Here is a 24,407-nt window from a genome sequence, read left to right as displayed (position 1 = left end):
TAATACGTAATATTAATGACAAAATCGAATTCGGTAAAGCAGCGTATTAAGCTCCTACCAATGCTTGATATGCTTCAGCAGAAAGTAATCCGTCCAGCTCTGCACTATTACTGATTTTCACTTTAATAATCCAACCGTCACCATAAGGGTCATTGTTTACCAATTCCGGCGACCCATCCAACGCTTCATTTAAACTTAACACAGTTGATGTCACCGGCATGTACAAATCAGAAACGGTTTTTACTGCTTCCACCGTACCAAATACGTCATTAACAGCCACCTCATCACCCACCGTATTGATGTCTACAAAAACGATATCGCCTAATTCACGCTGAGCAAATTCAGTAATTCCTATGGTTGCTTCATCGCCCTCTACACGGATCCATTCGTGGTCTTTCGTGTACTTTAATTCAGCTGGAAAATTCATTATTATTTTGTTTAGTGCTTTAGTAACCCTTCTTCGTTAAGAAGACCGGTATATTCATGTTGTTTTTTTGCCAAACTTAGATAAAATTGCTTTCAAATGCAATTTTCATTGCGTGGCTCTATGCTTTAGCCCCTGAGCGGGATGGGGAACTTGTTAGTAGGGAATAGTGATTTTTAGCTATTAGTTTTTAGCTATCAGCTTTCGGCTATTTGGTTATAAGTTCTAAGTTATAGGTTTTAAGTAGGGGCTTCTGCTAATGTGGTAACCATTATCACATTGGCTCATTCACCAGTTGTCAGTAATCAGCTTTCAGTCGCACAGCCCTTATCACATCATCACATTGGCCAATTGGCTCATTATCACATCGGCTAACCGACCGTAGGAAGCTCATGAGTGCCGAAAAAGCAAACACTTACGAATAATCAACGAGCTTTCAGTAATCAGCTTTCAGCTTTCAGTTGCGCTAGCCTCTCATCATCACATTGGCTCATCGGCTAATTATTCACTATCTGTTTTTATTATTAAGGTGTTCATGAGCTCACTTTGTTCGGTTATCACATTGACCAATTAACGTCTCAACAACTCAACTATTTCCCTACTCAACTATTTCCCTATTAACTACTCCTTACTGCAATAATATCCTCAAATTGAATCCGAAGTTGCTATAGGCCGTTGCATAGGTTTGCGAAGTATAAGGCTTCACTGCATTGCTATCGAAGAACATTCGGATATTAAAACGATTATTGAACATATAATCGATAGACGGTCGGTAAGTAATATTTTTATTTCCTGAGGCCATTTCAGAAAACTCGGAATCGGACCGGTATACCAAGGTTTTCATATCATTGATAGCCACATCCAGTTTAAAGGTCAAATCGTTTGAAACTTTTCTATCTGCAAACCAACCAAAGGGAAATCTAAAATTAGCAACACGATAGCCTGCCCCCAAAATGAAGCCTTCGTCCAGTAGCTGTGCCAATTGACTGTTCTGCAGGCTAAGACTTAAAGTCCGAGCCTTCCTATATTCCGCATTGGCTGTTAGGTTATTCTTGAAACGAGCGTTGAAGCCAATCAAGGGTAAAAATTGCTCTTGTAAAGTAATTTGTGAGAATTGATATTGTGGCAAAAAGTTTCCATTGACATCTCTCACCGAAGACGCGCCATTCGTTTCACCATATCGAATAAGTGTGGTGTAACCATTAATATTATAGAGTGTTCGATAACCATGTACCAGTTCCAACGAGGATAAATATTCGCTAAAGAAAGGATATTTCGCCAATCCATTATACATAATACGCCAGTTAGGTATCGGTATACGCGGGAACACACCTAAGCTCTGCTTCTCCGGGCTTTTGCCTGTATAAGCCGCCAGAAAAGCGCCAACTACTACGTCTTGTGCCGTATTTCCATATCCATCAGCAAAATCGCCGATCGTTCCTTCCGAATTGGGATTTAATTGTCCCAATCTTCGTGAGATTGTCCCTCTGTTTCTTTCAAAAGTTTTGAAAAGCTCATCTTTGTTCGAAAAGGCCGTTTTCAAAGAGAGATACGATATACTGTAATCCCCTGCTGTAACCGGTGTTACCCGCTCAAATCCTTGCGTATCTTCGTTAAAGAGCACTTGCGTGGTAAAATTTCTATTTTCAATCCGCGTAGCTGTTAAGTCGATCCGTAGATCCTTAAAGGGCTCCAGTGTAGCGCGGATACTCAAATCCTCGCGTAAAGACTTCGCATAAAGTTGCGTTTGCAGGCTATCGGTACTCAACCATCCATTGGCAATCGCTTTTCCCAATATATCCCCTTGTCCACCAAAGATGAATCCGAAGCCCGGGGCATTCATATCGAAGTCCAAACCCAGCATATTTGTTTTCCCCAGATATCCAGGTAAGAACGTTCCATCAACCCTCGTGTAAGCAGCGTTAATATCCTTAATGCTGGAAACAAAGTTTGCCAGGATTTCAGTTCCTTTGTTCGGACTTCGTCCATTTCGCGCATCCCTAAAGAAGGGGAATTTATTAAAGAGCCCCAAAAGATTGAATCGCGGATTTAGTTGCAAAGTCCGCGAGTTCTGAATCGTATTTCCAATATTCAGGTTCGGGTCGTTGATTGCCAATAAGGGTTGGGTCTGCCAAGCGAACTGACTTCCATAACGAGCGGCTACATTAATCCAATCAAGTCCCGGAATTTTATCCAGCGGCACATTATAGGTTAAATTCATCATATGGTTATAGTCAGTCGTTCTCCCCAACTTCCAGAAGTTTTCCCATAAAGTATCACGCTTTAAGCCATCCAAACGTCCCTGCGGTTCATCTATAATAGAATAGTTAGTAGCATTAAAATCCAGCTTTAGTGAGCGGGTAAGATTCCAGCTGATACCATATAGCCGCGTCATCGTAAAATTCTTATTATAGAGGGTACCTATATTACCGGCAGGCAGGTAGTTATCCGGTGAACTGCCGGTACGAAGTGTGTTCTCGGTGTAAAGTCTTTGTACATCAATCCGAAAATTAATAAAAGAAGGCATCAAATTAAAGTTCAGATCACTTAATAGACGAGTATATCTTCCCTTAAATAATTTCTTCAGCGGTTCGATGTACTTATCTTTATTTTGCACATAATCGTAAGATAGTGAAGCGCGATAATTGTTTTGAACGGATTTCTCTGTCAAATAATCACGATGGTAAAACTGTGAGAAAGCATAGGAGACGCTAAAGTTCTCGATATCCCACAAACGTACCGGTTTTTCGTTATCCATACGCAACTTCCGCACGTTCATGAAGCTGATACTTTTGCGCGTCGTATAATCCTGCGTCAGGCGCAGAAGGGAATCTTTTTGATTATCATTCAGTCCATCCAGTGCCGATTTCATTTCAATGTCCGGCATTAAGGGATTGTATTGTGGGGTACGCACCTGACTTGAATAATTAAAATAAAAAGGAATTCTGATGCCCGTGCGTTCGGGGAAGAACTTACCCAGTTCCACACTACTTGTAAAGTCAAAAAATCGATCTTCCGTCCGATTTCGCTCATTGATTCGCGCGTCGATTGCACCAAAGCCAATGGTACTCTTACTTCCAGAAACCGTCACATCCGCGAAATCGGCCAATTTAGCATTTAACCGAGCTGTTGCGGCCCATCCCCCGTTATCCTCATAATCGGTCAAACGTAATTCATTGAACCAAATAACACCTGATTTCTCCATCCCGTCATCATTTGCATTATTTTGTCCTTTCAACGGATTTTTGACACCCAGCATATAGAATCTGATTTTACTGATGTCCGGTTGTCCTTTAATCGTCACGGTATTTGTGCCATCCACAAAGCTATAGGGCAAATTGATCGGCCAAGGACTACCATCGGGTAGGGTAGCTTTATTTCTTGCTTCTTTTGCTTCCTGGAATAGCTTAATTTCGACATTCATACGATTACTTGACGGCCAAATGGCGTCCGGATCCCGGCTTCCCGGCGTCGTTACTTCGAGTGGCATTTCGTACTCATAATAGTTTTCGATGCCATCGGTTCCCACCCTTATAAAACCATGTAAATCTCCACTTCGCAACTCATCGCCTTCCGCGTGAACAAACATCTGCAAGCGTTTATAAGCTCGAAAGTCATTGGTGGAAGTACGATAGGCCGCTTGTCCATAACCATCTCGCAACCGGTTGACGGTGACCGACAAAGCCTGCTCATTCAATTGTACATTTGTGTTATAATTGCCATAATCGATCTGTCGTTCGATGCCCGGAGGAACTACGTACGGAATCGGTTGCCTGTTCCCGTTTTCTTCAATACTAACCGCCGCTACTTCAATGGTAGAATTGTCTAAACCCGGATTATTTAAAGTTGGATCTGCAATGACTTTTGTAGGCGATCGTTCCGAATTGAATCGCCGCCATTCGCCCCTTACCAATTGTAATCTCGCCATTCTTAGGATAGACGTATCCGCGAAATTTGTCATGAACATCCGTATAAAGCGAATAGACTTAAAGTCTTGGGGATCGCCTGCCTTGGATTCGTATTGCGTAATTGGAATGCGTAGTTGATACCATTTCACATTTTCCTTCTTACCATTGGCCAAGGTAACGGGTGCATCAATCATATCCACAATAAAGTTCTTACCCACCATCATATCCTGCGGACGAACAGAAACACGGTACTGATAATACTCGTCGATCTGGTTCATGGTATTATCCCGATTGACATCCTCCCCATCGGGTAATAAGGTAGATGCCGACGTATTGACTCCATCTCCTGCCCCGGCCTGCTCCGCAGTTTTGCTATTACCCTCCGTCCCGTTAAATCGCTCATACCGTTTTAGAATACCGGCATTCTGCGCATCCAATTCGGCACTTCTAAAATAGCTGAAGTTATCGCTTGAGGGGTCGTTATTTAACTCCTGTAAAGGTTGCGGGTTTAACGTTGCACTAGCTTGCGACAGAAAGTTCGAAAAATGATTTCGTTCGTCGGCATCGTTCAAGGCATCTAAGCCGACATCCTGTAATGCGCGTTGATCGGGATTATTCGCGAAGGCCTGCACCATGGGTTGCAGTTTAGGAACTCTTCCCCAATTGGTTAGGTCCATTTCTGCATAATTGCCATTCGTAGGCAGTGCGTTTTCCACGGCCCGACGTCCGTCTTTTAAGATATCTTCCGAGATATTTCCCAAGTTGAAATAAAGATCCCCACCCTCATCCTGTGGTTTATAAATGAACGGATCCATCATCCAAAGCTCGATAAATTCGATATTTTGTGCTTCAAAATCAGGCGTTTGAATTTGTCGGAACATACCTCCCCAGCGGGATTTGGGATTGGTTAAGGTACCATCACTGTTTACACCGGAAAGCGTATAGTTATAAGGACCTCTTATTGTAGGATAAAAACTGAGGTCAAGTGTAGACATGAACAAAGGCTGTCCGGTAACCGTTTGCTTATTCGGAAACACCTCCTGTTCCAATACCTCCCGTACGTAATGGTTCGACAATTCCGTTAAATTACCCCTAATATTCGCAGGTGTAAGACTATTATCATTCCGATAAAAAACCGGATCAATATTATAGAAGGCTAGTCGGGCCCTGTTGTAGCCATAGCGTAAATCATTAGATAGCTGTGACTCGGGAAACAATTGAGGCGTACCCGAAATTTGCCAGCTATAGGCGCCTTTTAAATCAATTATAGACCGACTGTTTTCAAAATCATCAATATAGCTGGCGCCATTTCTGGATCCGGCGATATTGGTTGCCTTCGAATGTCCCGGTATCAGATTAGCAAATTCGCCATAGAAGGAAATAGTAGATTCCTCACGTGTATTAATAAATGGAATTTTATCCACCATACGCGTAAGCCATCGAGAAGGAGCGTTATAGTTCACATCAAATCCCCAAATGGTATTGGAGATTGGTTCTTGCGCTAAATTGACTTTTTGCGTTAGCGGTCGTTCCGATAAATTCATAATGGTACCGCCCAGTTGAAGTTGGTCGTTCACCATATAATCTAATCGGGACCCAAATAAGGTCCGTTGTTGTAAGCCAAAGAGTTCATTGTTTTCCATCTTTATTCGAATGGCCTGCCCGGATCTTAGTAGCGCCTCATTTAAGATGCGTACCCTTCCAATTTCGTAATCCACCGTAAAGTCTGCCCCTTCTTGCAAGGGAATCCCACCTGCATAGACCTGCACCGACCCTCGGGGGATGTTAATCGCTCCTAGCTGGAACTCCGATCCTGCTTCGGATTCATAGGTGCCGCGTATTGCGTATCTATTTTTGTTGGCAAACAGTTGCTGTGCAACCACCTTGGTTGAGTCATAGAGTTCTTGAAACGCATACCGCTCTGCCAACTGCTCCTCTCCCGGGGCGAATAAGCTCTTCAAATCCTTTCCGAAAGGTTCCACTACCGGGAATACAACCCTTCCATATTCCGGGTCGATCGTCAGGCCTTCCAAAAAGTCAAAAACCCCGTCAGGCTGTCGATCATTCTGTGGATTAAGTCGGTCCAAGCCTGTCAACTGCAGCCATAATTTGTTGGTGGTATTTTTCCCTTCAAACATCACCGGCCGTTCAACCCCCGTTTCGTCTTCCAGTCTAAAGACATTCAGAATAAAATTATTTCGTCCTACCCGATAAGCACCGATCGAGTAGATGTTTTTCATCATTAGGTCCCAAACAGGTAAATTAGGCTTCAATACTTCATTTTTCAACAACTTGGTAAAGAGCACCTGTGGATTAGATGGGCTAATAGGAATATCCGTAGAAAATTCGCCTACCTGGTATTCCCTCCCGTTGGCTGTATAGCGATAAGCAACCGCCAGTACCTGATCAGCATTTAATGGTGTATTTAAGGAAATATATCCCAACCGTCGATTCACAGTATACTCCTTTTCCGTTAATTTCCGTGCATTGGAAAGGCGAGCATAGTTGTCGTTAGCTCCACTACTTTGGAAAAGGGCGGCAACAGCATTTGATGAGCTATAGCGGGCATCGGGGTATTGCTGTTGCAAAATCTGCAAGAGCCGGTTCGACTGTTCAGGAAAGGCAGGGTCGCCTACCACACCCGCCGCCGGTAACTGAGAACCTCCCGGCTGATTAAACATCGGATTCCAGGGGCGACTTTCTCCTAAGTCCATAAAAGCCAATACATCTCGGCTATTTTCGATCGAGTTGCTCCTATTCGTAACCCAAACTTCGATCTGCGTAATATTAACATTCGTTAATAATAGAGGAGCGTTGGACATTGCTCTGTTATAATTGTCGCGAAAGTACTGCGCAAGGAAGTAATGCTTGTTCTGTTCGTACTCGTCAGCTTTCAACGAAAACTCATTTTGCTGCGCGCCATTGGTAATAGTGATCTCCTTGCTTTGCGATCGTTGCTGTGAAAAGACACTCGTTACCCCCAATTTACCAAATTGCAATTGCGTCTTTACACCGAAAAGAGCTTGTGTGCCTGAAATTAATGTAGAATTTAAAGGCATACTTACATTACCCACTTCGATACGACGAATGATTGCGTCATCTTTTCCCACGTAGTCAAACTTAATCTGATTTTCAAAGTCGAACTGCGCCTCCGTATTATAATTGGTAATGATGCGCATTCGATCACCGATCTGACCGGTTAAGTTCATCTGGATACGCTGATCGAAATCAAATCCGAATTGCTTCCGTTGGCGCTCATTGAACATGGGATTATCGTTTTTATTATATTGTCCCATAATGGTAGCATCCACACTTCCCCTAGGTATAATATTAATCGTATTTCCACCAAAAATCTTCTCGAAAGTAGGGCTATTCACTTGAATACTAGGAATCCATCCATCTTTCCGCGCACGTCTGGAAAAGTCATCCGACAGCTCTCGCCAAGTACGTTCTTTCAACGATTGGTTTTCATATTGCTGATATTCGTCAATACTCAAGTACTGTGGCGGACGGTACATGCTGCTTCCAATATTATCTCGAATGATATATTGCCTACCAATGGGATCAAAGTCTATTTCCCTTTTGATAGTCCCGGGCTTACGAAGATGAATACCATTATCTCGTTGGTATAAATTTAGGAAAGGTTCGTCCTTAATGGGATAAAGCACTCCCGTACTATCACTTACATTCTTAGTGCTATCTCTATTAGTTGATAATGCCGGCTTTTGCCGGGCCAAAACATCTATCGCCCCCGGAACTGAAAAGAAAAAAAGAAAAAATAGTATACTCGAAAAGGTATTTCTCACAGCACAGGTAAATGAATGTACTTGCTTTATAATATAATTGATAACTTGAGTTTAGGCCATTACTATGGCTTAAAAAAACACCACCAATTCAGGTACAAACGAACAAAAAAGTGCACACATGGCCTTTGTTCATTTTGTTCAGATTTTAACCGAGAAACACTAATTCGTAGATAATTATTTTTTTCCGTGTATAAGAAGACAGGCTTTCTTTTTAATTCAAAGAGCAAAGCCGTTAACTCTTCTTTTACATTTCCGGGTGTATTACGAAGGCTATCAAAAATAGCTTCCGACCGGAGCTACACGTTCGACCCAAGACCCCGAGCTTGCCTGAAGTACGTATTCACTCAGACCGACTTCAGGGCTGTCAGGAGCCCAATCATACGTATAACCTAAGCGAGTCCAAGGATAATGAAAATCAGCAGAACCGGAGAGGGTTCTATAATAAGCAAAAAGAATATAATTATTGAACCAAGTGTTATAAGTTTCTGAAACGTTATTACTTAATACTGCCCCCGCTGTCCGTGTAGCAACTCTCGGATCTCCGGCAGGTCGATACAGGCGTTCGGGGTTTACCCACATTTCCGCAATATGTGTGTTGCTTCTTTCGTTGGCTGGAGGCAGACCTAAGAGCTGACAGATACGCATGGTCGTATCACTGGTAGTCTGTAAGTCTTTGCCAATGCGCGCTTTCATTTGTTGAGGAATAAAGACCCAAGATTCGCCCCATACGTTCGAAATGGAATCTCCTACCGGGTAGCTGTTCGGATAGCGCATAAAGCTGGCTAATAAAACATAGTCTTTCCCATTGATTGTTTTCCATTGCAGCGCCGTGTTCTCTTTCGAAATTTGCCAAAGTGTGTCAATGACTTCCGAACTATCGGCTACCATTGCATCCAAAATAGCGTGTTGATAAAGTTGGGCCATTGTAAGTGACGGGACTTCCGGGGTCGGGTTGACGGGATCATCCTTTTTACATCCGCCAATGAAGATCAATATGAACAAGACACATAAAATTAAGCAGTTACGGTTAATTGTTAAAATACGCATAAAATTATTAAACGAATTAAGTTAAAAGAAGGCTAAAATATCTAATTCGGTTTATTTCCTATAATTCAGAACCTCAAGTTTCATCATGACGATTTTCATCACTTAGCTGAGAATCACGCATATTTTGACAAGGAACGGCAGTGAAAGTCGAAAAATCATGATCTAAAGTCGCTTATTCATCTTGTTCATTTTCTTGAGCAATAAACGATCTAAAACTACCGGAAAACCTGTAGAAAAAATAACTCATTTATGAGGATTGTAGAACCATACGGAATCAAGCAATTTTGTTAAGCTAATGTGTATTACAGAAAGAGTCCATAAAGTATTTTATTAGCCCTTTACCTGAACAAACTGAAACGTATTAAATAACAAGTTGGATTATGAAAAAGTTAATTGTTTGCTGTGCCCCCCTGATTTTTTTGTGTGTGGCCAGCGTGAAAGCGCAAAGTTTATTTGATAAAGTAGACCAAGCATTAAACAAAGTAGAAAAAGCATCTAACACAGCCGATAAAACAAAAGGAACCGGTGATAAAGTGTTAGGCTTTTTTAAGAAAAAGGAAAGTGCGGAAGAAGATTTTACGACCATTAATATTTCCGGTATTAACCTCACGAATCTTAAAAAGCTAAACGAGCAGGTTGAGACGTGCAAGGGAGTCGAAAGTACCAAGATGAAATTCAGTCCATCCGGCTCTGTGATCTTAGTAGACTACGAAGGATCGGCAGAGGATTTACTCACTGCCATTCAGGAGAAATCAAAAGACATTTTTACCGATGAGCACATTGAAGGTTTGGACGAACACTCGATCACGATTAACCTTAGTAAAGAAAAATAGTTGAATAGTAGGTTGTTGAGTAGGGAAATAGTTAAGTTGTTGAGACGTTAATTGGTCAATGTGATAACCGAACAAAGTGAGCTCATGAACACCTTAATAATAAAAACAGATAGTGAATAATTAGCCGATGAGCCAATGTGATGATGAACAGGTTAGTGGCTGAAAGCTGATTTCTGATAGCTAAAAGCTAATGCCTAAAGCCTATGGCTTATAGCTTGATTAGCCAATGTGACAATTAGCCAATTAGCCAGTGTGACAATTATTCGTAAGTGCTTGCTTTTTCGGCACTCATGAGCTTCCTGCGGTCGGTTAGCCGATGAGCCAATTGGCCAATGTGATGATGTGATAAGGGCTGGTGCGACTGAAAGCTGATTACTGACAGCTGGCGAATGAGCCAATGTGATAATGGTTACCACATTAGCAGATGCCCTTACGTAAAACCTATAACGTAGAACTTATAACTCGGAATAGCCGAAAGCCGATTTCTGACAGCTGATTACTGATAGCTAACAATCAACAGCGAACAATTAAGAATTGAGTAGGGCGTTGTGCGTTAACAACTACTTAACCATCGCCCTACTCAACCACTTAACAATACTATATTAATCCGTACTGAGCCAAAGCTGATTTCGTCGTTGCTACATCGACATGTTCAACACCCTGTATACCCAGTTGGCAAGCCGCCTCAATAAAGACCGGGCGATCGTCTAAATAGACGATTTCTTCAGGCTTTACCTGTGCCAGATCGATTGCAAGTTGATACATATCCATATCGGGTTTTCGCATATGCACAAAACAAGAAGAGGCAAAAACATCAATAAAACTCTTTAGGTCAAATTGCTGAATGCGGTAGTCGTTCAATTCCCTGCCTTCATTATTCACGGCGATGGTGAGAAGATGATGCTTCCGTTTTATGGTACGGATCAATTCGATCATCTCGGGATAAGGTTGCGACTTTTGCATCATAAATGCTTTAATATCCTCTCGTGTAAAATTGCGTGGTTTATAGAATATTAACAAAGTCAAATATTCGTCCAAAGTAGATTTACCTGACTCATAGGCGTCAAAGATGATACGATGTCTTCCATTCAGTTCCTCAAAATCAAGTCCGAATTTGATTGCTGCTTCTTTACGAGCTTCTGTATCCCAGCCATTTGTTAAAAACACTCCTCCTATATCCAGAAAGAGTGCTTTAATGGTGCTATTGTGTTCAGGCATTAGGAAACCACCTCCTTGCGTTTCTGTGCTAGCACGTCCATCAAGCTATCAAAAGGTTTAATAAATTTCTGAATCCCTTCTTCTTCCAGGTGTTGCGTAACGTCTGAAAGCTTAATGCCAACAATATCTTCCAATTTGTACAGCGTATAACGTGCGTGCTCAAGGTCATCTTTTAAGCGTGCTGCGGGGTTGCCATGATCGCGATAGGCATTCAAGGTTTCTTTTGGCAAGGTGTCTACCGTTTGTGGGCCGATAAGTGCTTCAACATACATTAGATCATCATAGGCTTTGTTTTTCACACTGGTGCTGGCCCATAGCAAACGCTGTGGTTTAGCACCCTTGGCTTCCAATTCCAGAAAACGATCAGACATAAAAAGTTCGTTATAAATACTATATGCCACTTTAGCACTTGCGATTGCGACCTGTCCTTTAATCTGCTTTGCCGCTGTAGCTTTACTCGGATCATTTTCAGCAACCTCGTCTAACATCGTATCTACCATTGTGTCGATGCGACTTAAAAAGAAACTTGCTACCGAGGTTACTTTTTCCAGGGGTTCTCCTCTTTCTGCCCGTTCTTCTAATCCTGCAATATAAGCTTCCGCTACTTCGCGATATCGGTCTAAACCAAAAAGTAGCGTTACGTTGATATTAATGCCTTCGCTTATCAACTGTTTAATGGCCGGCAAGCCTTCCTTTGTGCCGGGAATTTTAATCATCACATTCGGACGGTCAAGTGCTTTCCAGGACGATCGTGCCTCTGCAATAGAGCCTTCGGTATCCAATGCCAAACCGGGTGAAACCTCTAGACTTACGTAGCCATCCAGTCCTTTGGTCTGTTCGTAAACCCCCTTAAAAACATCAGCGGCATGCTGAACATCCTCAATAGCCATTTTGAGAAAAATTTCCTCATTCGAGATATCCGTCTTTCCCAATTCACTGATGGTATCATTATAGTCTTCACTACGTGCAATCGCTTCTTCGAAAATTGCAGGATTTGAGGTAACTCCTCTTAAATTGTCTTCGTCTATCAATTTCTTCAATTCACCGGATTGAATAAACGATCTTTTGATATAATCCAACCATATACTTTGGCCGAAATCAGGGATCTTTGCTAATGGATTTTTCATCTGATTAAATTAGACTTTTAGTGGCGATGAAGCTATCAGATTCATTCATACCCCTGTGTGGTTTGAATAAATCATGATGGTTTCATCTGATTAAATTAGACTTTTAGTGGCAATTCAGCTTGCATGAGCCGCGTTAATCACGCTCTTTTTTGAGCGGTAGCTCATGCAGGTTTCATTATAATAATTATTTATTTGTGTCTATTTCCAAAGGTATGCATGCTGCCTTCGGTGGCAAGAAGCCATCGGAAATCAGCTATCAGCTTTCGGTTATCAGTCGCTCGAACCTTTCTCACAACTCACAACGGGCAACTCACAACTGATCACTCATCATTCATTCGTTCATCAATTATAATTCATCACTTTAACTACTAAACTAATTCCCTACTCAACTACTCAACGTCTCAACTACTTAACGTTTCAACAACTTAAGAGCTCGATCGTAAACATGCCTGGCAGTAAAACCAAAATGTGTCATCACCGCTTTGCCTTCACCCGATTCACCGAAGGTATCGATGCCTATTACATCTCCGTCTGCACCAACATACTGATACCATAGTGGCGTCACACCTGCTTCCACGGCTAACCGTTTGGCCACATGAGGTGGCAGAACCTGCTCACGATAGGCCTGATCCTGTTGATTAAACAGTTCAAAGGAAGGCATACTGACAACCCTGGCGCCAATGCCTTCCTTCGTCAGTTGCTCTTGCGCTTCTAAAACGAGTTGCACCTCCGACCCCGTGGCTATAAGAATAATATCAGGGGTACCATCGGTGTCACTTAAGACATAGCCGCCTTTGCTTAAATTATCGCCGGAAGCGTAACGCTGCTGATCGATAACCGGTAACTTCTGTCGCGACAAGATGAGTGCTACCGGCCCCTTTAGTCGACTCATAGCAACTTTCCAGGCTGCTATCGTCTCAAAAGCGTCTGCCGGCCGTATGACCGTCAAGTTGGGGATTAACCGCAAAGCCGAAACATGTTCAACCGACTGATGCGTAGGGCCATCCTCACCTAAGGCAACACTATCATGCGTAAATATATAGGTGACCGGTGCTTTCGTTAAGGCTGCCAAACGAATGGCTCCTCGCATATAATCCGAAAACGTCAAAAAGGTACCGCCATAGACACGCGTACCCCCGTAAGAGGCCATACCATTTAATATTGCGCCCATACCGTGTTCGCGGACACCAAACCAAATGTTGCGTAAGTCGTAATGTCCCGGCTGGAAACTTTCATCTCCTTTAACAGGCGTATTGTTCGAACTTGCTAAATCCGCTGAGCCGCCAATCAACCAGCTTATGTTTTGGCGCAATACTTCCAATACCTTTCCCGAAGCCTCTCTGGTTGCTAGCGCATCCGCGGCATTGAAAGTAGGCATCCCATTATCCCAGCCCGCTGGCAATTCACCTTCAAAGCTAATTTCAAGGTCCTTCGCTTCTGCTTCAAAAACTACTTTATAAGATGTAAATTGCTCGTTCCATGCCTGTTGCAATTCAGCTCCTTTTTGTCCTCGGCCCAAAAGGTAATCGCTCACTTCTTCCGGTATAAAAAAGTTTTTCTCCGGGTCCCATCCGAAAAACTCCTTCGTTTTCTTTAGATTTTCGATACCCAGTGGATTGCCATGTACCTTATTCGTTCCCTGTTGCGGACTGCCATAACCGATAATCGTTTTAACGGATATTAAAGAGGGTTTTTCGGTTTCAGCCTGCGCTGCTAAAATGGCCTGCTCAATGGCATCCAGATCATTGCCATCCTCTACCGTTAAGGTTTGCCAGCCATAAGCCCTAAAGCGTGCAGGCACATCCTCTGTAAAGGCCAAGCTGGTCGGCCCATCGAGGGAAATCGCATTATCATCATATAAATAAATAAGCTTGCCCAACTTGAGGTGTCCTGCTAAAGATGCCGCCTCTGAAGCGACCCCTTCCATTAAATCGCCGTCGCTAACAATCGCATAGGTATAATGATCTATTAAATCGTAGCTCTCTTTATTGTATTTCGTCGCTAAAAACCGCTCAGCAATAGCGATTCCCACGCCATTTCCAAACCCCTGCCCTAGCGGACCGGTAGTCACCTCAATTCCTGGAGTCAACACCGATTCCGGATGGCCGGGTGTTTTTGATCCCAATTGCCGAAAGTGTTGCAGTTCAGTCAGCGGCAGATCATATCCGTATAAATGCAATAAACTGTACAATAATGCCGAGCCGTGGCCGGCAGAAAGGATGAAGCGGTCGCGATTCGGCCATTTAGGATCTTTCGGATTAAACCGCAGAAAACGATTCCATAAAACATATGCCATGGGCGCGGCTCCCAGCGGAAGCCCGGGATGGCCCGAATTTGCCTGTTGCACCATATCGGTCGCCAGGAAACGGATGGTGTTAACACTCAGTCCGTCTAAGGGGTTACTGTTTTCTTTAGTCATGGATAACTTTTTATGATCATTCAATTTGGACCCACCTTTGTATGTTCAGCTTTTGCTAGAACTATAACAAATTTAAGCAGCTTCGGTGTTGGATTTTTCTATATAACGTAATAATTGACTGATTGATTCTAATCATAAAGTCATAATTGTTTTAATTCAAATTCAGAAAACAGTGCTTACGCTTCACAAATTTTCGGCATTTAATTTGTAATGATTTCGGCATCCAGCTCTTGGGCTATTATAGAAATAGTCTATATTTACAAACCAGTTCAAAGAAATTAGGTTAAATAATGGGAGACTCCTTTACAAATGCGGCGTACAACCCTTTTGGGAATGATGCCGACTTTTTGTTGCACAATTTGGTTTACGACTCAGCGGTGGCTATTTATGCCTGTAATACCGAAGGCACCATTATTTTTTATAATACTGCTGCAGCCACCCTTTGGGGCCGAACGCCCAACCTGCAAAAAGACCGTTGGAGTGGTGCTTACAAGGTCTATAGCCCCGATGGGAAGAAACTGGCTGAAGAAGAATTTCCGACTGCTTTAACGGCTAAGGGTCTAAATCGCACCGATCAATCCGAAGTAATCATTGAACGACCTGACGGGACAAACCGAAAACTCTTGGTGTTTCCCAAGGTGCTTTATAATGCCGCTGGTGAAATTACCGGCACTCACGCTACACTAGTTGACATCAGTGACCGTACCCCCTTGGAAGAGCGGCAAGCTTTCCTTTCATCCATTGTCGAATCATCGGATGATGCTATTGTCAGTAAAGACCTTCAGGGTATTATTACTAGTTGGAACATTGGTGCCGAGCGACTTTTCGGCTATACAGCGGAAGAAGTAATGGGGAAATCCATTACCATTTTAATCCCCAAACCGCGCTTAAGTGAGGAAGACTATATTTTAGGGCAGGTCCGTAAAGGAGAAAAAGTTGACCATTATCAAACGGTACGACTCAATAAATACGGAAAGGAAATACTTATATCGCTCACCGTGTCCCCGATTAGGGACAAGCAAGGCAAAATTATAGGTGCATCCAAAATCGCCCGGGATATATCGGAAGAAGTGAAGGTACAAAATGCTATCTATCAGTACACGCGGGATTTGGAAACCCTCAATTCTATCAGCCGGGCTATTTCTTCGAAATTGGATGTACAGAGCACTTTACAGCAAGTGACAGATGCGAGTAAAGAAGTGACCGGCGCAGCCTTTGGTGCATTTTTTTACCATTTAGTTGAGGTAGATGGAACAATAAAAACCCGATTTACCGTATCGGGTTATCCAGCCGAAGCACTTAAGCATTTGGAAATGCCGCGCGACACACCCCTGCTTCACCCAACCTTCAACGGCAATGAGATTGTACGATCCGACGACATCAGAAAAGATTCCCGTTACGGTCAAAATTACCCTTACTACGGAATGCCGCATGGTCATCTTCCCGTCGTGAGTTATTTGGCGGCTCCCGTTGTTTCTGCCAAAGGGGTCGTAATGGGCGGACTGTTTTTAGGACATCCGGAGCCCGGCAAGTTCAATGTACACCATGAAAGCTTGATCAGTAACATCACAGCCCAAGCAGCCATCGCCCTCGACAATTCCAGGTTATTCGAAGAGGTCAAGGCCTTAAGCGCAAAGAAAGATGAGTTTATCGCATTAGCCAGTCATGAGCTTAAAACACCACTTACAAGCGTTTACGGCTATCTGCAATTGTTGGAAAAGAAACCCGACAGTAAAATGGCGTCTCTGTTTGTTGATAAAAGCGTAAAACAATTAGACAAACTAAACAAATTGGTGTCCGAATTATTGGATATTTCCAAAATCGAAGCTGGTAAGCTTCAGTTTAATACCGAACTGTTCGATCTCGGCGAGCTGGTCCAAGAAACCGTAGAGTCTTTTCGCTTTTCCGTCAATAGCCACGATATTTCGTTGAACCGCCCCGCATACCCGATTACCATTAAAGCCGATAAACAACGAATCGAACAGGTTATCATTAACCTCTTAAGCAATGCCGTTAAGTATTCACCGAACGCCAATGAGGTTTTTGTTCAATGCGAAAAGAAAGAAACCGTTGCTACCATCAGCATCCGAGACGAAGGCATGGGATTGACGTCTTCTCAACAACAACAAGTCTTTACCCGATTTTATCGTGCCGATAATACTTCGGGTATAGCAGGGTTAGGAATCGGGCTTTATCTTTCCCGGGAGATCATTGAACGACACGATGGTAGAATCAACGTTGTTAGCGAATACGGGAAAGGCAGTGAATTCGTTATTACACTTCCATTACCGAAAACACCTTAAACCCTCCTCGGCCTTTAACAGATCCATATTTGGTTGTATGAAGCTACGCCTCGGTTACCCTCATACCCATGCATTTTTTTGGCAAGGTTTTTTCTACGTCCTAATAAACAGATATTATCCTAGTATAATCCACTCGTCCGATCCCACTATTGCGGAATCATAATGTCCATTTCGGGGGCATTATCGATACGGCATGATATTATCATAGTTAAATCCAATAGTTTAACTAAAAGAGAATCAGCTATGTTTTTTCACGACAGAAGATTACAGTACAAGGTTCGGGTTGATAAGCCCAACCCGCAATTCGCGCGTTTGTTACAACAGGCAATCGGCGGTATCGAAGGAGAAATTAGAGTATGTCTACAGTATCTTTTCCAAGCTTGGGGCAACCGGGGGCCGGCAAAATACAGAAACATGCTTTTGGAGACGGGAACGGAAGAAATTTCGCACATCGAGATGTTGTGTACGGCCGTTGCCTTAAACTTGGAGGGAGCGAAAGGTTCTATTATTGACGAAGTGGTGTCGTCCAATCCGGTGGTTGAACAGATCATGGGAGGGATGGACCCTCGCCACTACCTTTCTGCCGGTTTAGCGGCTATGGCTGCCGATGCCAACGGTGTACCGTTTAACGGCTCTTGGGTGGTAGCAAGTGGTAACCTAGCAGCAGACATGCACGCAAATGTGATGGCGGAAGCTACCGGGCGTACCTTAGCCACGCGTTTATGGGAATCAACTACCGATCCAGGCATGAAAGACATGCTAGCCTTTTTGATTGCGCGTGATACCATGCATCAAAATCAGTGGCTAGCCGTTCTCGAGGAATTAGGTGGCCCAAGCGCGCATCCTATTCCGAATAGCTTTCCGCAGGAAGAAGAAGTTAGCTCCGTTGCCTACTCCTTTATTTCTACTAATATTAATATGCCCGAAAAACCGATTGCTCGATGGACCGATGGAACCTCCATTGACGGCAAAGGCGTTTTTACCTACGAGCATGGCACACCCATGGGCGAGGAACCTATGCTAGCTCCCCCCATTAGAGAAGGTTATGCCCAAGCTGAACAAATGATAAACAAAAAAGATAATATATGAAATTTATCAGTAGACGCGTTCACGCTATGTTAGACTATATAGTGGGAATCTTATTAATTCTTGCTCCCACCTTACTGGGTTTTTCCCATATCCCGGGGGCAAAGTACAGTGCTATTATTGCCGGTGTTTTAGTATTGGGTATGGCTTTACTTACCCGGCATGAAGGCGGAGTTGCCAAGGTTATTCCGATGTCAACGCATTTGGTAATGGATGTCATCTTGGGCATATTATTGGCCTTATCGCCTTGGCTGCTTAATTTCAGTGATCAGGTATTTTTGCCTCATCTCATCGTCGGTGTATTCTCCATTATTGCCGGCCTCTGTACCGCGCCCGCCAGTCAACATGGCGTGGCTCAGGGCGGTGTCTTAAGTTAAACTAGCAGGCTGCCTTTTATGGGAGGCAGCCTGCTTTTTGAATCTACGAAATTCACTCATGTGAACAAAAAATTGAAATATTATGCTAGTAAGAATCTTCCCCCGAATACTGCACGCCGTATTAGATTATGGCGCTGCCTTACTGCTAATAGTTGCCCCCTTTCTTTTCCATTTTAGCGAGGAGCGACCGGCTACTGTGTTGTGTATATTGTTTGGTGTAATGATTTTGGGTATGTCCTTGTTAACGAATTATGAGGGAGGTGTACGGAAAACCATCCCAATGGATATACATTTATATGCCGATATTTTTGGTGGTGCTTACTTGGCCTTATCGCCGTGGTTATATTTATTTTCAGAAACTACCTATGCTTTTCATCTGCTGATGGGTATCGGATTATGCATCTCCGGTTTAATTACCGTTCGCGAGTCGCAACGGATTGTTATGCCAAAACCAGGTGATCAACATATATATACTTCAGCAAAACAACGGAAAAGAAATGTTAGCATTAATGGATAATTTTCCACCACATGTGGTGGCTTATCGGGCGCAAGGAAAAGTTAACGGCGAAGAATACAAAGAAATTGTAGTGCAGCGTATCGCCGAAGTTGCGAAAGCTTATCCTCAAATCAATTTTATTGTATTGCTAGAAACGGGTTTTGAAGATTACAGTCTTCAGGCCCTTTTAGAATATATTAAAGTCAGTTTTGAACACTTTAGCAAATGGAATCGAATGGCCATCGTATCCGATCAGCAGTGGGTTCGCAAAATCTACGATATACTCAGCCCCTTGGTACACGGTGAAATCCGGACATATCGACTGGAAGATCAGCAAATAGCCTGTGAATGGGTTTCAGCGCCATTGCCCGCTTAGTTTTAGTCCACAAATCTACCATGTTTTGGTATGGCGATTTTATCAAATTCTGTTATCAAACGACTCAAACCCATGGTTAAATCCTTTCCCTCCATTGCCTCACCATGTCCGGCAATTAAGAGAGCAGGCCTTAGCTGTTGTAGCTTTACGGCTGAATCATAGGCTGCTTTCCAGTTAGTCGTCAAATATCGCGGTGGCCCATTAATCTCCTTTTTTTGCATCAACACCTTATAGAGTGCATCTTGCCTTACCGTCACAATGGCATCGGCAGACAATAAAAGACGATCTCCTTCTCGGAACAAAGCTATTTGACCCGGAGCGTGTCCCGGTACGTGTATCCATTGCCAATCCGATAAAAAAGGTACTTGGCCGTCTTCCGGTAAAGGGAACAGTCGTTCCTTAATATCGATCGATTCATGTGGATAAATGGCCGCCAATTTCGCCAACATACCCCCTTCCACTGAAGTATCCGGCTCTGGATAGTCCTGTAGCCCTGTTAAGTAAGGGAATTCCAAGGGATGCGCAAAAACCGGCACATCGGGCCAATGGGTCAATAAGTCGACTACATTTCCCACATGATCAAAATGCCCATGGGTCAACACGATAGCTGCCGGAGGATGTTCGTCAAAACGAGATCGAGCCACCGCTATCATTTCGTCTGCACACTTCGGCATACCGGTATCCACCAAAACCCATCCTTCTTTTCCAACCTCACCAATCATGACGATATTAACAATTTGATTGGTATAGTAAAAAACATCCTTGGTGACTTCTTGTCCGCTATTGCTATTGACCGATGTCATCGGTATAAACTTACCATCATTACTCTTTTTCATCATGTACTTTAATTTTTTTAAGCGAAGAAGGAGCACTTGGCGGTGCTCCTCCGACTTGAAGAATTAGAAAGAAATTAGGGATTAATTTGAGTATTCAAAGCTTTCGCATCTTCCAAATGCGCTTCAAGGGTTGGCAATTTTTCGTTCGCCCAAGTCCTCAAAGCACTGTTCGGTACACCGCTCTGACTCGCTGCCTCGGAAAATAACAAAACCGCCTCTTCGTGCGATTTCACCATGATCTGCGCAAAAGCTTTGTCAAAAGCTTCTCCCGTAAGTGGTGTCAGCTGGTCTAGGTTCGCCTTTTCCTTCGCTGCAAGTTCCATGGGCACCGTAAAGCCCTGCGTCTCCGCTATTGCTTTTAACTCTTCACCCGCTTTCCCGTGATCGTTCACCATATGCTCTCCGTAACTTCGCACGGCTTCAGCACTTCCTTTTTCAACGGCCTGCGCTCCTGCCATAATTTCAAACTGATTGCTGCTCGCAGCCGTCGAAACAAAAGTTTGGTTATCCATCATCACCGGGTTGGTGTCATCATCATCACTGCACGATAAGACGAAATGGCTTATCGTCAAATACACAAACGCAAAAATCAAATACTTTTTCATAGGCAAATTTTATTTATATCAGAAGTATACGCATGATCCATGCCTCGAATCTTCATTTTTATCGTTTAATTGAATAATACGGAAATCAGTATCGTATCCTATTCCAGCCTGATACGATTCGGTCACCCCATTTCCCGGCAAGGTTTTCTCTATGTCCTAAAATTACCATAGCGATGCCTTTTAAATTTTAGTATTCGCATACGAATCGCCTGAATCGGTGTAATGGCGATCACAACTTAATGTATCAGTAATTCAATCACGGGATTCGTTGGATCGGCTATGACACGAGCGCGCCCTCCAATTGGAATGGTTATCATTGGAAGGGTATGGCCAAAATCGATATTGGCAATAACCGGAATACCGTCGAGTTGCTTTTTTGTCTTGATAATTTTCGTAAGAATCTCTTTGGTCATCATCGAGTTCTGTTTAAACCGACCAATAGCGAGCGCTTTTACCCCACTAAAGCTAGGTTGATTGAGAAGCGCTTGCAACTGGTTTTGAACGTTTTTATAATCTTCCGGACCGTTGTCTTCCAAAAAAAAGATACTGTCACTTGTATCAGGCAGATACTCGCTGCCCTGTAAAAAGTTAAAAGTTAAGAAATTCCCTCCCAGAATTTTCCCTTCCACATCTCCTTCATTAATTACCCAATAACCGGGATTATCCAACTGTTCATGTTCCCATATAGAATTATAGTAAAATAGCGAAGGGCTAAGGCTTATCGGCTTATCGTCAAAAAGACATGCGCGAAAATAATCGAGAGAGAAACCAAGATCTTCTCCCGCACTCAACATATTGAAATGAGGGCCGTAGTAGGTCACTACATCGGTTTTAGCATAGACGGCGTTTATTAGAGCCGTGATATCTGACAAACCACAAAGAATTTTAGGGTTGTCTTTTAACAATTTATAATCTATATAGGGCAATAACTGGTTAGATGTTGTTCCTCCGGATACCGCTAAAATTGCCTTCACCGATTTATCTTCGTAAGCTCGATGTAGATCCGCTAAGCGATTGTCTATGGTTGTTGATCCAAACTCATCTATTTCATGGACGTGATCTCCAAAGCTTACCGTTAAACCTAATTCCTCTAACCTCTTCACGCCCCGAATACGCATCTCTTGCGTTAATTTGGGCATTAAGCTCTGTGCAGGGGCGATGATTTGGATGTGATCACCGGGTCTTAATTTGTCTACGATCATTCGTTGCTTTTCCTTTTTATATACAAGAATCTCTCCAAGCAAAAGCATGATTGACAGGTCTTGCGAGCATATGCAAGCCCTTAATTAAACAGTATTGAACAACTATGTAGGGACCTGTGTTGATTAGCTTCATCAGGCTATTCCTTTGGCGGCGTCGACCATATGACACATGCATCTTCTATGCTATAGTAGTGTAAGTTTTTCAGTACCATATAAAAATCATTCCAAATGCACACTATATCATCAACACGTTCATTCATCCCGACGGTGCCTACATGCGTGGAACGTTATCGCACTAAAAAACACCAATCTTTTTTGAGTTATATCTTTTTAAGGATACCGGCACTATTCTGATGCACCATTGAATAGTATAGATTTTAATTTCAATGGGGATGGATATATGGATAATATAATGGGTCGGCAAAGGGTTTATATCACGCACGTGATGCCCACTATCGATAATGGTACCTATCCCTCAAAAGCAGTGATAAATGATGAAACTTCCTTTACCGCTGATCTTTTTGCTGACGGACACGACCAAGTATCTGCAAGCCTTTTCATAAAGGCGCAGCATGCAAACGAGTGGCAGGAGGTTGCCATGCAGCATGTGATCAATGATCATTGGGCAGCAACCTTCCGCTTTCCCGCGATAGGTGTTTACTTTTTCTGTATAAGAGCTTGGGTCAATCACTATGCTTCCTGGATCAATGGCTTGCAAAAGAAGGTAGAGGCCGAACAAGATGTTTACGTTGATTTGCTAATCGGCGCAAATCTGCTCGAAGAGGCCACAACCGAACTTCCTTTATTGCTCCCCGAACTGCAAAAGTGGGGAGCGGTTTTGCGACAAGGCGCAATAGAAAAGGATTTACTAAAGACATTAAAGGAGGAGACATTACCCATTATGCGGCAGTACCGCTTAGAGCCCTTTACTTCTATCACCCAAGTTTACAAAATTGAGGCAGAACGTCAAAAGGCTGGTTTTAGCACCTGGTATGAGCTTTTTCCACGATCCACCGCTGAGATACCGGGACAACATGGAAGCTTCCAAGACGTCAAGCGGCTATTACCGAGAATCGCAAAAATGGGCTTTGACGTGCTTTACCTCCCTCCTATTCATCCCATCGGTGAAGTGAAAAGAAAAGGAAAGAACAACGCACTTATCGCTAATCCGGAAGAACCCGGGTCACCTTGGGCAATCGGTAATCGACATGGCGGACATAAAGCGATTCATCCGCAACTGGGCAGCTTAGAAGACTTCCAGGAACTAATCATATCAGCCAAGAAATATGATATCGAAATAGCCATGGATATCGCTTTTCAATGCGCCCCCGATCATCCCTATGTGCAGCTCCATCCCAACTGGTTTAAATGGCGACCTGATGGATCCATCCAATACGCTGAGAACCCACCAAAACGCTATGAGGACATCCTACCTTTCGATTTTGAGACATCCGACTGGCAAAATCTATGGAGCGAACTAAAGAGTGTCCTATCCTACTGGATTGCTATCGGGATTAGCATTTTCCGTATTGATAATCCGCACACCAAAGCACTCGCCTTTTGGGAATGGGTGATACCGGAAATTCGGAAAGACCACCCGGCAACTATCTTCCTAGCAGAGGCTTTCACCCGACCACGCATTATGGAGCAATTGGCAAAAGGAGGCTTCAATCAGTCGTATACTTATTTTACCTGGCGAAACACCAAATGGGAGCTCGAAACATACCTGTATGAGCTCACAAAAACTGATATGCGATACTACTTTAGGCCATGTTTTTGGCCTAATACGCCCGACATTTTACCCCCCATGCTAAGTGAGTGTGGAGAAAATGCCCATATCATGCGTGCCATCCTCGCAGCAACGCTTTCTGCCAATTATGGCATTTACGGCCCGGTTTACGAATTTGGTCTCAATGAAGCGCATCCGGGAAAAGAAGAATACACAAACAATGAGAAGTATGAGATAAAGCATTGGGACTGGAACGCACATACGCGGATAGGCGAAATCATTGCACGACTTAACCGGATCCGGAAACTGCACCCCGCATTACAAAACACGTATAATATTGAGTTTGCGGAGGTACAAAATGACCAGTTGATCTGTTATGTAAAAACGGATCAACGCAAGCAGGACCGGTTAATTATTGCCGTGAACCTTGATCTTTTCAATAGCCAGGGAGCCTTCGTTAAGATTCCATTATCGGCCCTTCATTTAGATGCTGATAAGCCCTATCATTTATTCGATCTGCTAAGCGGAGACAAGTATGAATGGTTTGGCGAATGGAATTATATAGAACTGAATCCTTACCTCATGCCTGCCCATATTTTTATGTAACTCAATAAA

Annotated in this window: 16 protein-coding genes; 7 read left to right on the top strand and 9 right to left on the bottom strand. The window is 43.2% G+C overall.

The features are described from left to right. Nucleotides 1–46: 46 nt before the first annotated feature. The 3 genes from gcvH to QT327_RS19470 form a co-directional block, all read right to left on the bottom strand. Nucleotides 47–427 (bottom strand): glycine cleavage system protein GcvH, encoded by a 381-nt coding sequence (gene gcvH / locus QT327_RS19480; protein ID WP_130856363.1) that lies wholly within the window; start codon nucleotides 425–427, stop codon nucleotides 47–49. A gap of 625 nt (nucleotides 428–1,052) precedes the next feature. Next, nucleotides 1,053–8,138, bottom strand: coding sequence for a T9SS outer membrane translocon Sov/SprA (sov, locus tag QT327_RS19475; protein WP_130856362.1), 7,086 nt, complete (start codon nucleotides 8,136–8,138; stop codon nucleotides 1,053–1,055). Nucleotides 8,139–8,411: 273 nt separating this feature from the next. Continuing rightward, nucleotides 8,412–9,140: a hypothetical protein gene (locus tag QT327_RS19470; protein ID WP_289553788.1), complete on the bottom strand. Its 729-nt coding sequence runs from the start codon at nucleotides 9,138–9,140 to the stop codon at nucleotides 8,412–8,414. Nucleotides 9,141–9,565: 425 nt separating this feature from the next. Here QT327_RS19470 and QT327_RS19465 point away from each other — a divergent pair, with 425 nt between their 5' ends. After that, nucleotides 9,566–10,018 (top strand): hypothetical protein, encoded by a 453-nt coding sequence (locus tag QT327_RS19465; RefSeq protein WP_130856360.1) that lies wholly within the window; start codon nucleotides 9,566–9,568, stop codon nucleotides 10,016–10,018. 597 nt (nucleotides 10,019–10,615) lie between these two features. On the opposite strand, the gene QT327_RS19460 is transcribed toward QT327_RS19465, so the two are convergent. The 3 genes from QT327_RS19460 to tkt form a co-directional block, all read right to left on the bottom strand. Next, nucleotides 10,616–11,236, bottom strand: a complete 621-nt coding sequence (locus QT327_RS19460) for an HAD-IA family hydrolase (protein ID WP_130856359.1) — start codon at nucleotides 11,234–11,236, stop codon at nucleotides 10,616–10,618. Further along, nucleotides 11,236–12,363 carry a transaldolase gene (gene tal / locus QT327_RS19455; RefSeq protein ID WP_130856358.1) on the bottom strand — a complete coding sequence of 376 codons (1,128 nt, stop codon included), beginning with the start codon at nucleotides 12,361–12,363 and terminating at the stop codon, nucleotides 11,236–11,238. Before tal ends, QT327_RS19460 begins: the two co-directional genes overlap by 1 nt. Before the next feature lie 409 nt (nucleotides 12,364–12,772). Beyond that, the gene (tkt, locus tag QT327_RS19450) at nucleotides 12,773–14,782 is read right to left on the bottom strand and encodes a transketolase (protein WP_130856357.1); all 2,010 of its coding nucleotides are present in this window, start codon (nucleotides 14,780–14,782) and stop codon (nucleotides 12,773–12,775) included. A 290-nt stretch (nucleotides 14,783–15,072) separates the two neighbouring features. Here tkt and QT327_RS19445 point away from each other — a divergent pair, with 290 nt between their 5' ends. From QT327_RS19445 to QT327_RS19425, 5 genes are all read left to right on the top strand, one after another. Beyond that, nucleotides 15,073–17,085 carry a sensor histidine kinase gene (locus QT327_RS19445; protein ID WP_130856356.1) on the top strand — a complete coding sequence of 671 codons (2,013 nt, stop codon included), beginning with the start codon at nucleotides 15,073–15,075 and terminating at the stop codon, nucleotides 17,083–17,085. A gap of 243 nt (nucleotides 17,086–17,328) precedes the next feature. Next, nucleotides 17,329–18,174 (top strand): manganese catalase family protein, encoded by an 846-nt coding sequence (locus QT327_RS19440; RefSeq protein WP_013665466.1) that lies wholly within the window; start codon nucleotides 17,329–17,331, stop codon nucleotides 18,172–18,174. Further along, nucleotides 18,171–18,548 carry an SPW repeat domain-containing protein gene (locus QT327_RS19435; RefSeq protein ID WP_130856355.1) on the top strand — a complete coding sequence of 126 codons (378 nt, stop codon included), beginning with the start codon at nucleotides 18,171–18,173 and terminating at the stop codon, nucleotides 18,546–18,548. The genes QT327_RS19440 and QT327_RS19435 overlap by 4 nt, the downstream gene beginning before the upstream one ends. An 82-nt stretch (nucleotides 18,549–18,630) precedes the next feature. After that, nucleotides 18,631–19,065 (top strand): SPW repeat domain-containing protein, encoded by a 435-nt coding sequence (locus tag QT327_RS19430; RefSeq protein WP_130856354.1) that lies wholly within the window; start codon nucleotides 18,631–18,633, stop codon nucleotides 19,063–19,065. Then, nucleotides 19,046–19,420: a SpoIIAA family protein gene (locus tag QT327_RS19425; protein ID WP_130856353.1), complete on the top strand. Its 375-nt coding sequence runs from the start codon at nucleotides 19,046–19,048 to the stop codon at nucleotides 19,418–19,420. The genes QT327_RS19430 and QT327_RS19425 overlap by 20 nt, the downstream gene beginning before the upstream one ends. A 2-nt stretch (nucleotides 19,421–19,422) precedes the next feature. On the opposite strand, the gene QT327_RS19420 is transcribed toward QT327_RS19425, so the two are convergent. The 3 genes from QT327_RS19420 to QT327_RS19410 form a co-directional block, all read right to left on the bottom strand. Continuing rightward, entirely contained in the window at nucleotides 19,423–20,259 is an 837-nt protein-coding gene (locus tag QT327_RS19420; RefSeq protein WP_149105298.1) for an MBL fold metallo-hydrolase, read from the bottom strand. 71 nt (nucleotides 20,260–20,330) lie between these two features. Further along, nucleotides 20,331–20,861 (bottom strand): DUF4142 domain-containing protein, encoded by a 531-nt coding sequence (locus tag QT327_RS19415; RefSeq protein ID WP_130856351.1) that lies wholly within the window; start codon nucleotides 20,859–20,861, stop codon nucleotides 20,331–20,333. 236 nt (nucleotides 20,862–21,097) lie between these two features. Next, on the bottom strand, nucleotides 21,098–22,111 hold the full coding sequence (locus tag QT327_RS19410) for a S66 peptidase family protein (protein WP_130856350.1): 1,014 nt from the start codon (nucleotides 22,109–22,111) through the stop codon (nucleotides 21,098–21,100). A gap of 352 nt (nucleotides 22,112–22,463) precedes the next feature. Between QT327_RS19410 and QT327_RS19405 the strand changes: the two genes are divergently transcribed. Next, nucleotides 22,464–24,398 (top strand): alpha-1,4-glucan--maltose-1-phosphate maltosyltransferase, encoded by a 1,935-nt coding sequence (locus QT327_RS19405; protein ID WP_289553785.1) that lies wholly within the window; start codon nucleotides 22,464–22,466, stop codon nucleotides 24,396–24,398. The last annotated feature ends 9 nt before the right edge of the window (nucleotides 24,399–24,407 follow it).

The organism is Olivibacter sp. 47 (assembly GCF_030372825.1).
Taxonomy (GTDB): domain Bacteria; phylum Bacteroidota; class Bacteroidia; order Sphingobacteriales; family Sphingobacteriaceae; genus Olivibacter; species Olivibacter oleidegradans.
Note: the sequence above shows the minus strand (reverse complement) of the source record. Positions and strands in the feature narration are given on the sequence as shown.

Excerpts from the sequence above, each read along its gene's own strand:
- tkt (WP_130856357.1), bottom strand. The coding sequence starts at position 14,782 with ATGACTAAAGAAAACAGTAACCCCTTAGACGGACTGAGTGTTAACACC.
- QT327_RS19420 (WP_149105298.1), bottom strand. The coding sequence starts at position 20,259 with ATGATGAAAAAGAGTAATGATGGTAAGTTTATACCGATGACATCGGTC.
- QT327_RS19405 (WP_289553785.1), top strand. The coding sequence starts at position 22,464 with ATGGATAATATAATGGGTCGGCAAAGGGTTTATATCACGCACGTGATG.
- QT327_RS19415 (WP_130856351.1), bottom strand. The coding sequence starts at position 20,861 with ATGAAAAAGTATTTGATTTTTGCGTTTGTGTATTTGACGATAAGCCAT.
- QT327_RS19440 (WP_013665466.1), top strand. The coding sequence starts at position 17,329 with ATGTTTTTTCACGACAGAAGATTACAGTACAAGGTTCGGGTTGATAAG.
- QT327_RS19445 (WP_130856356.1), top strand. The coding sequence starts at position 15,073 with ATGGGAGACTCCTTTACAAATGCGGCGTACAACCCTTTTGGGAATGAT.
- QT327_RS19435 (WP_130856355.1), top strand. The coding sequence starts at position 18,171 with ATGAAATTTATCAGTAGACGCGTTCACGCTATGTTAGACTATATAGTG.
- tal (WP_130856358.1), bottom strand. The coding sequence starts at position 12,363 with ATGAAAAATCCATTAGCAAAGATCCCTGATTTCGGCCAAAGTATATGG.
- QT327_RS19465 (WP_130856360.1), top strand. The coding sequence starts at position 9,566 with ATGAAAAAGTTAATTGTTTGCTGTGCCCCCCTGATTTTTTTGTGTGTG.
- QT327_RS19460 (WP_130856359.1), bottom strand. The coding sequence starts at position 11,236 with ATGCCTGAACACAATAGCACCATTAAAGCACTCTTTCTGGATATAGGA.
- QT327_RS19410 (WP_130856350.1), bottom strand. The coding sequence starts at position 22,111 with ATGCTTTTGCTTGGAGAGATTCTTGTATATAAAAAGGAAAAGCAACGA.
- gcvH (WP_130856363.1), bottom strand. The coding sequence starts at position 427 with ATGAATTTTCCAGCTGAATTAAAGTACACGAAAGACCACGAATGGATC.
- QT327_RS19430 (WP_130856354.1), top strand. The coding sequence starts at position 18,631 with ATGCTAGTAAGAATCTTCCCCCGAATACTGCACGCCGTATTAGATTAT.
- QT327_RS19425 (WP_130856353.1), top strand. The coding sequence starts at position 19,046 with ATGTTAGCATTAATGGATAATTTTCCACCACATGTGGTGGCTTATCGG.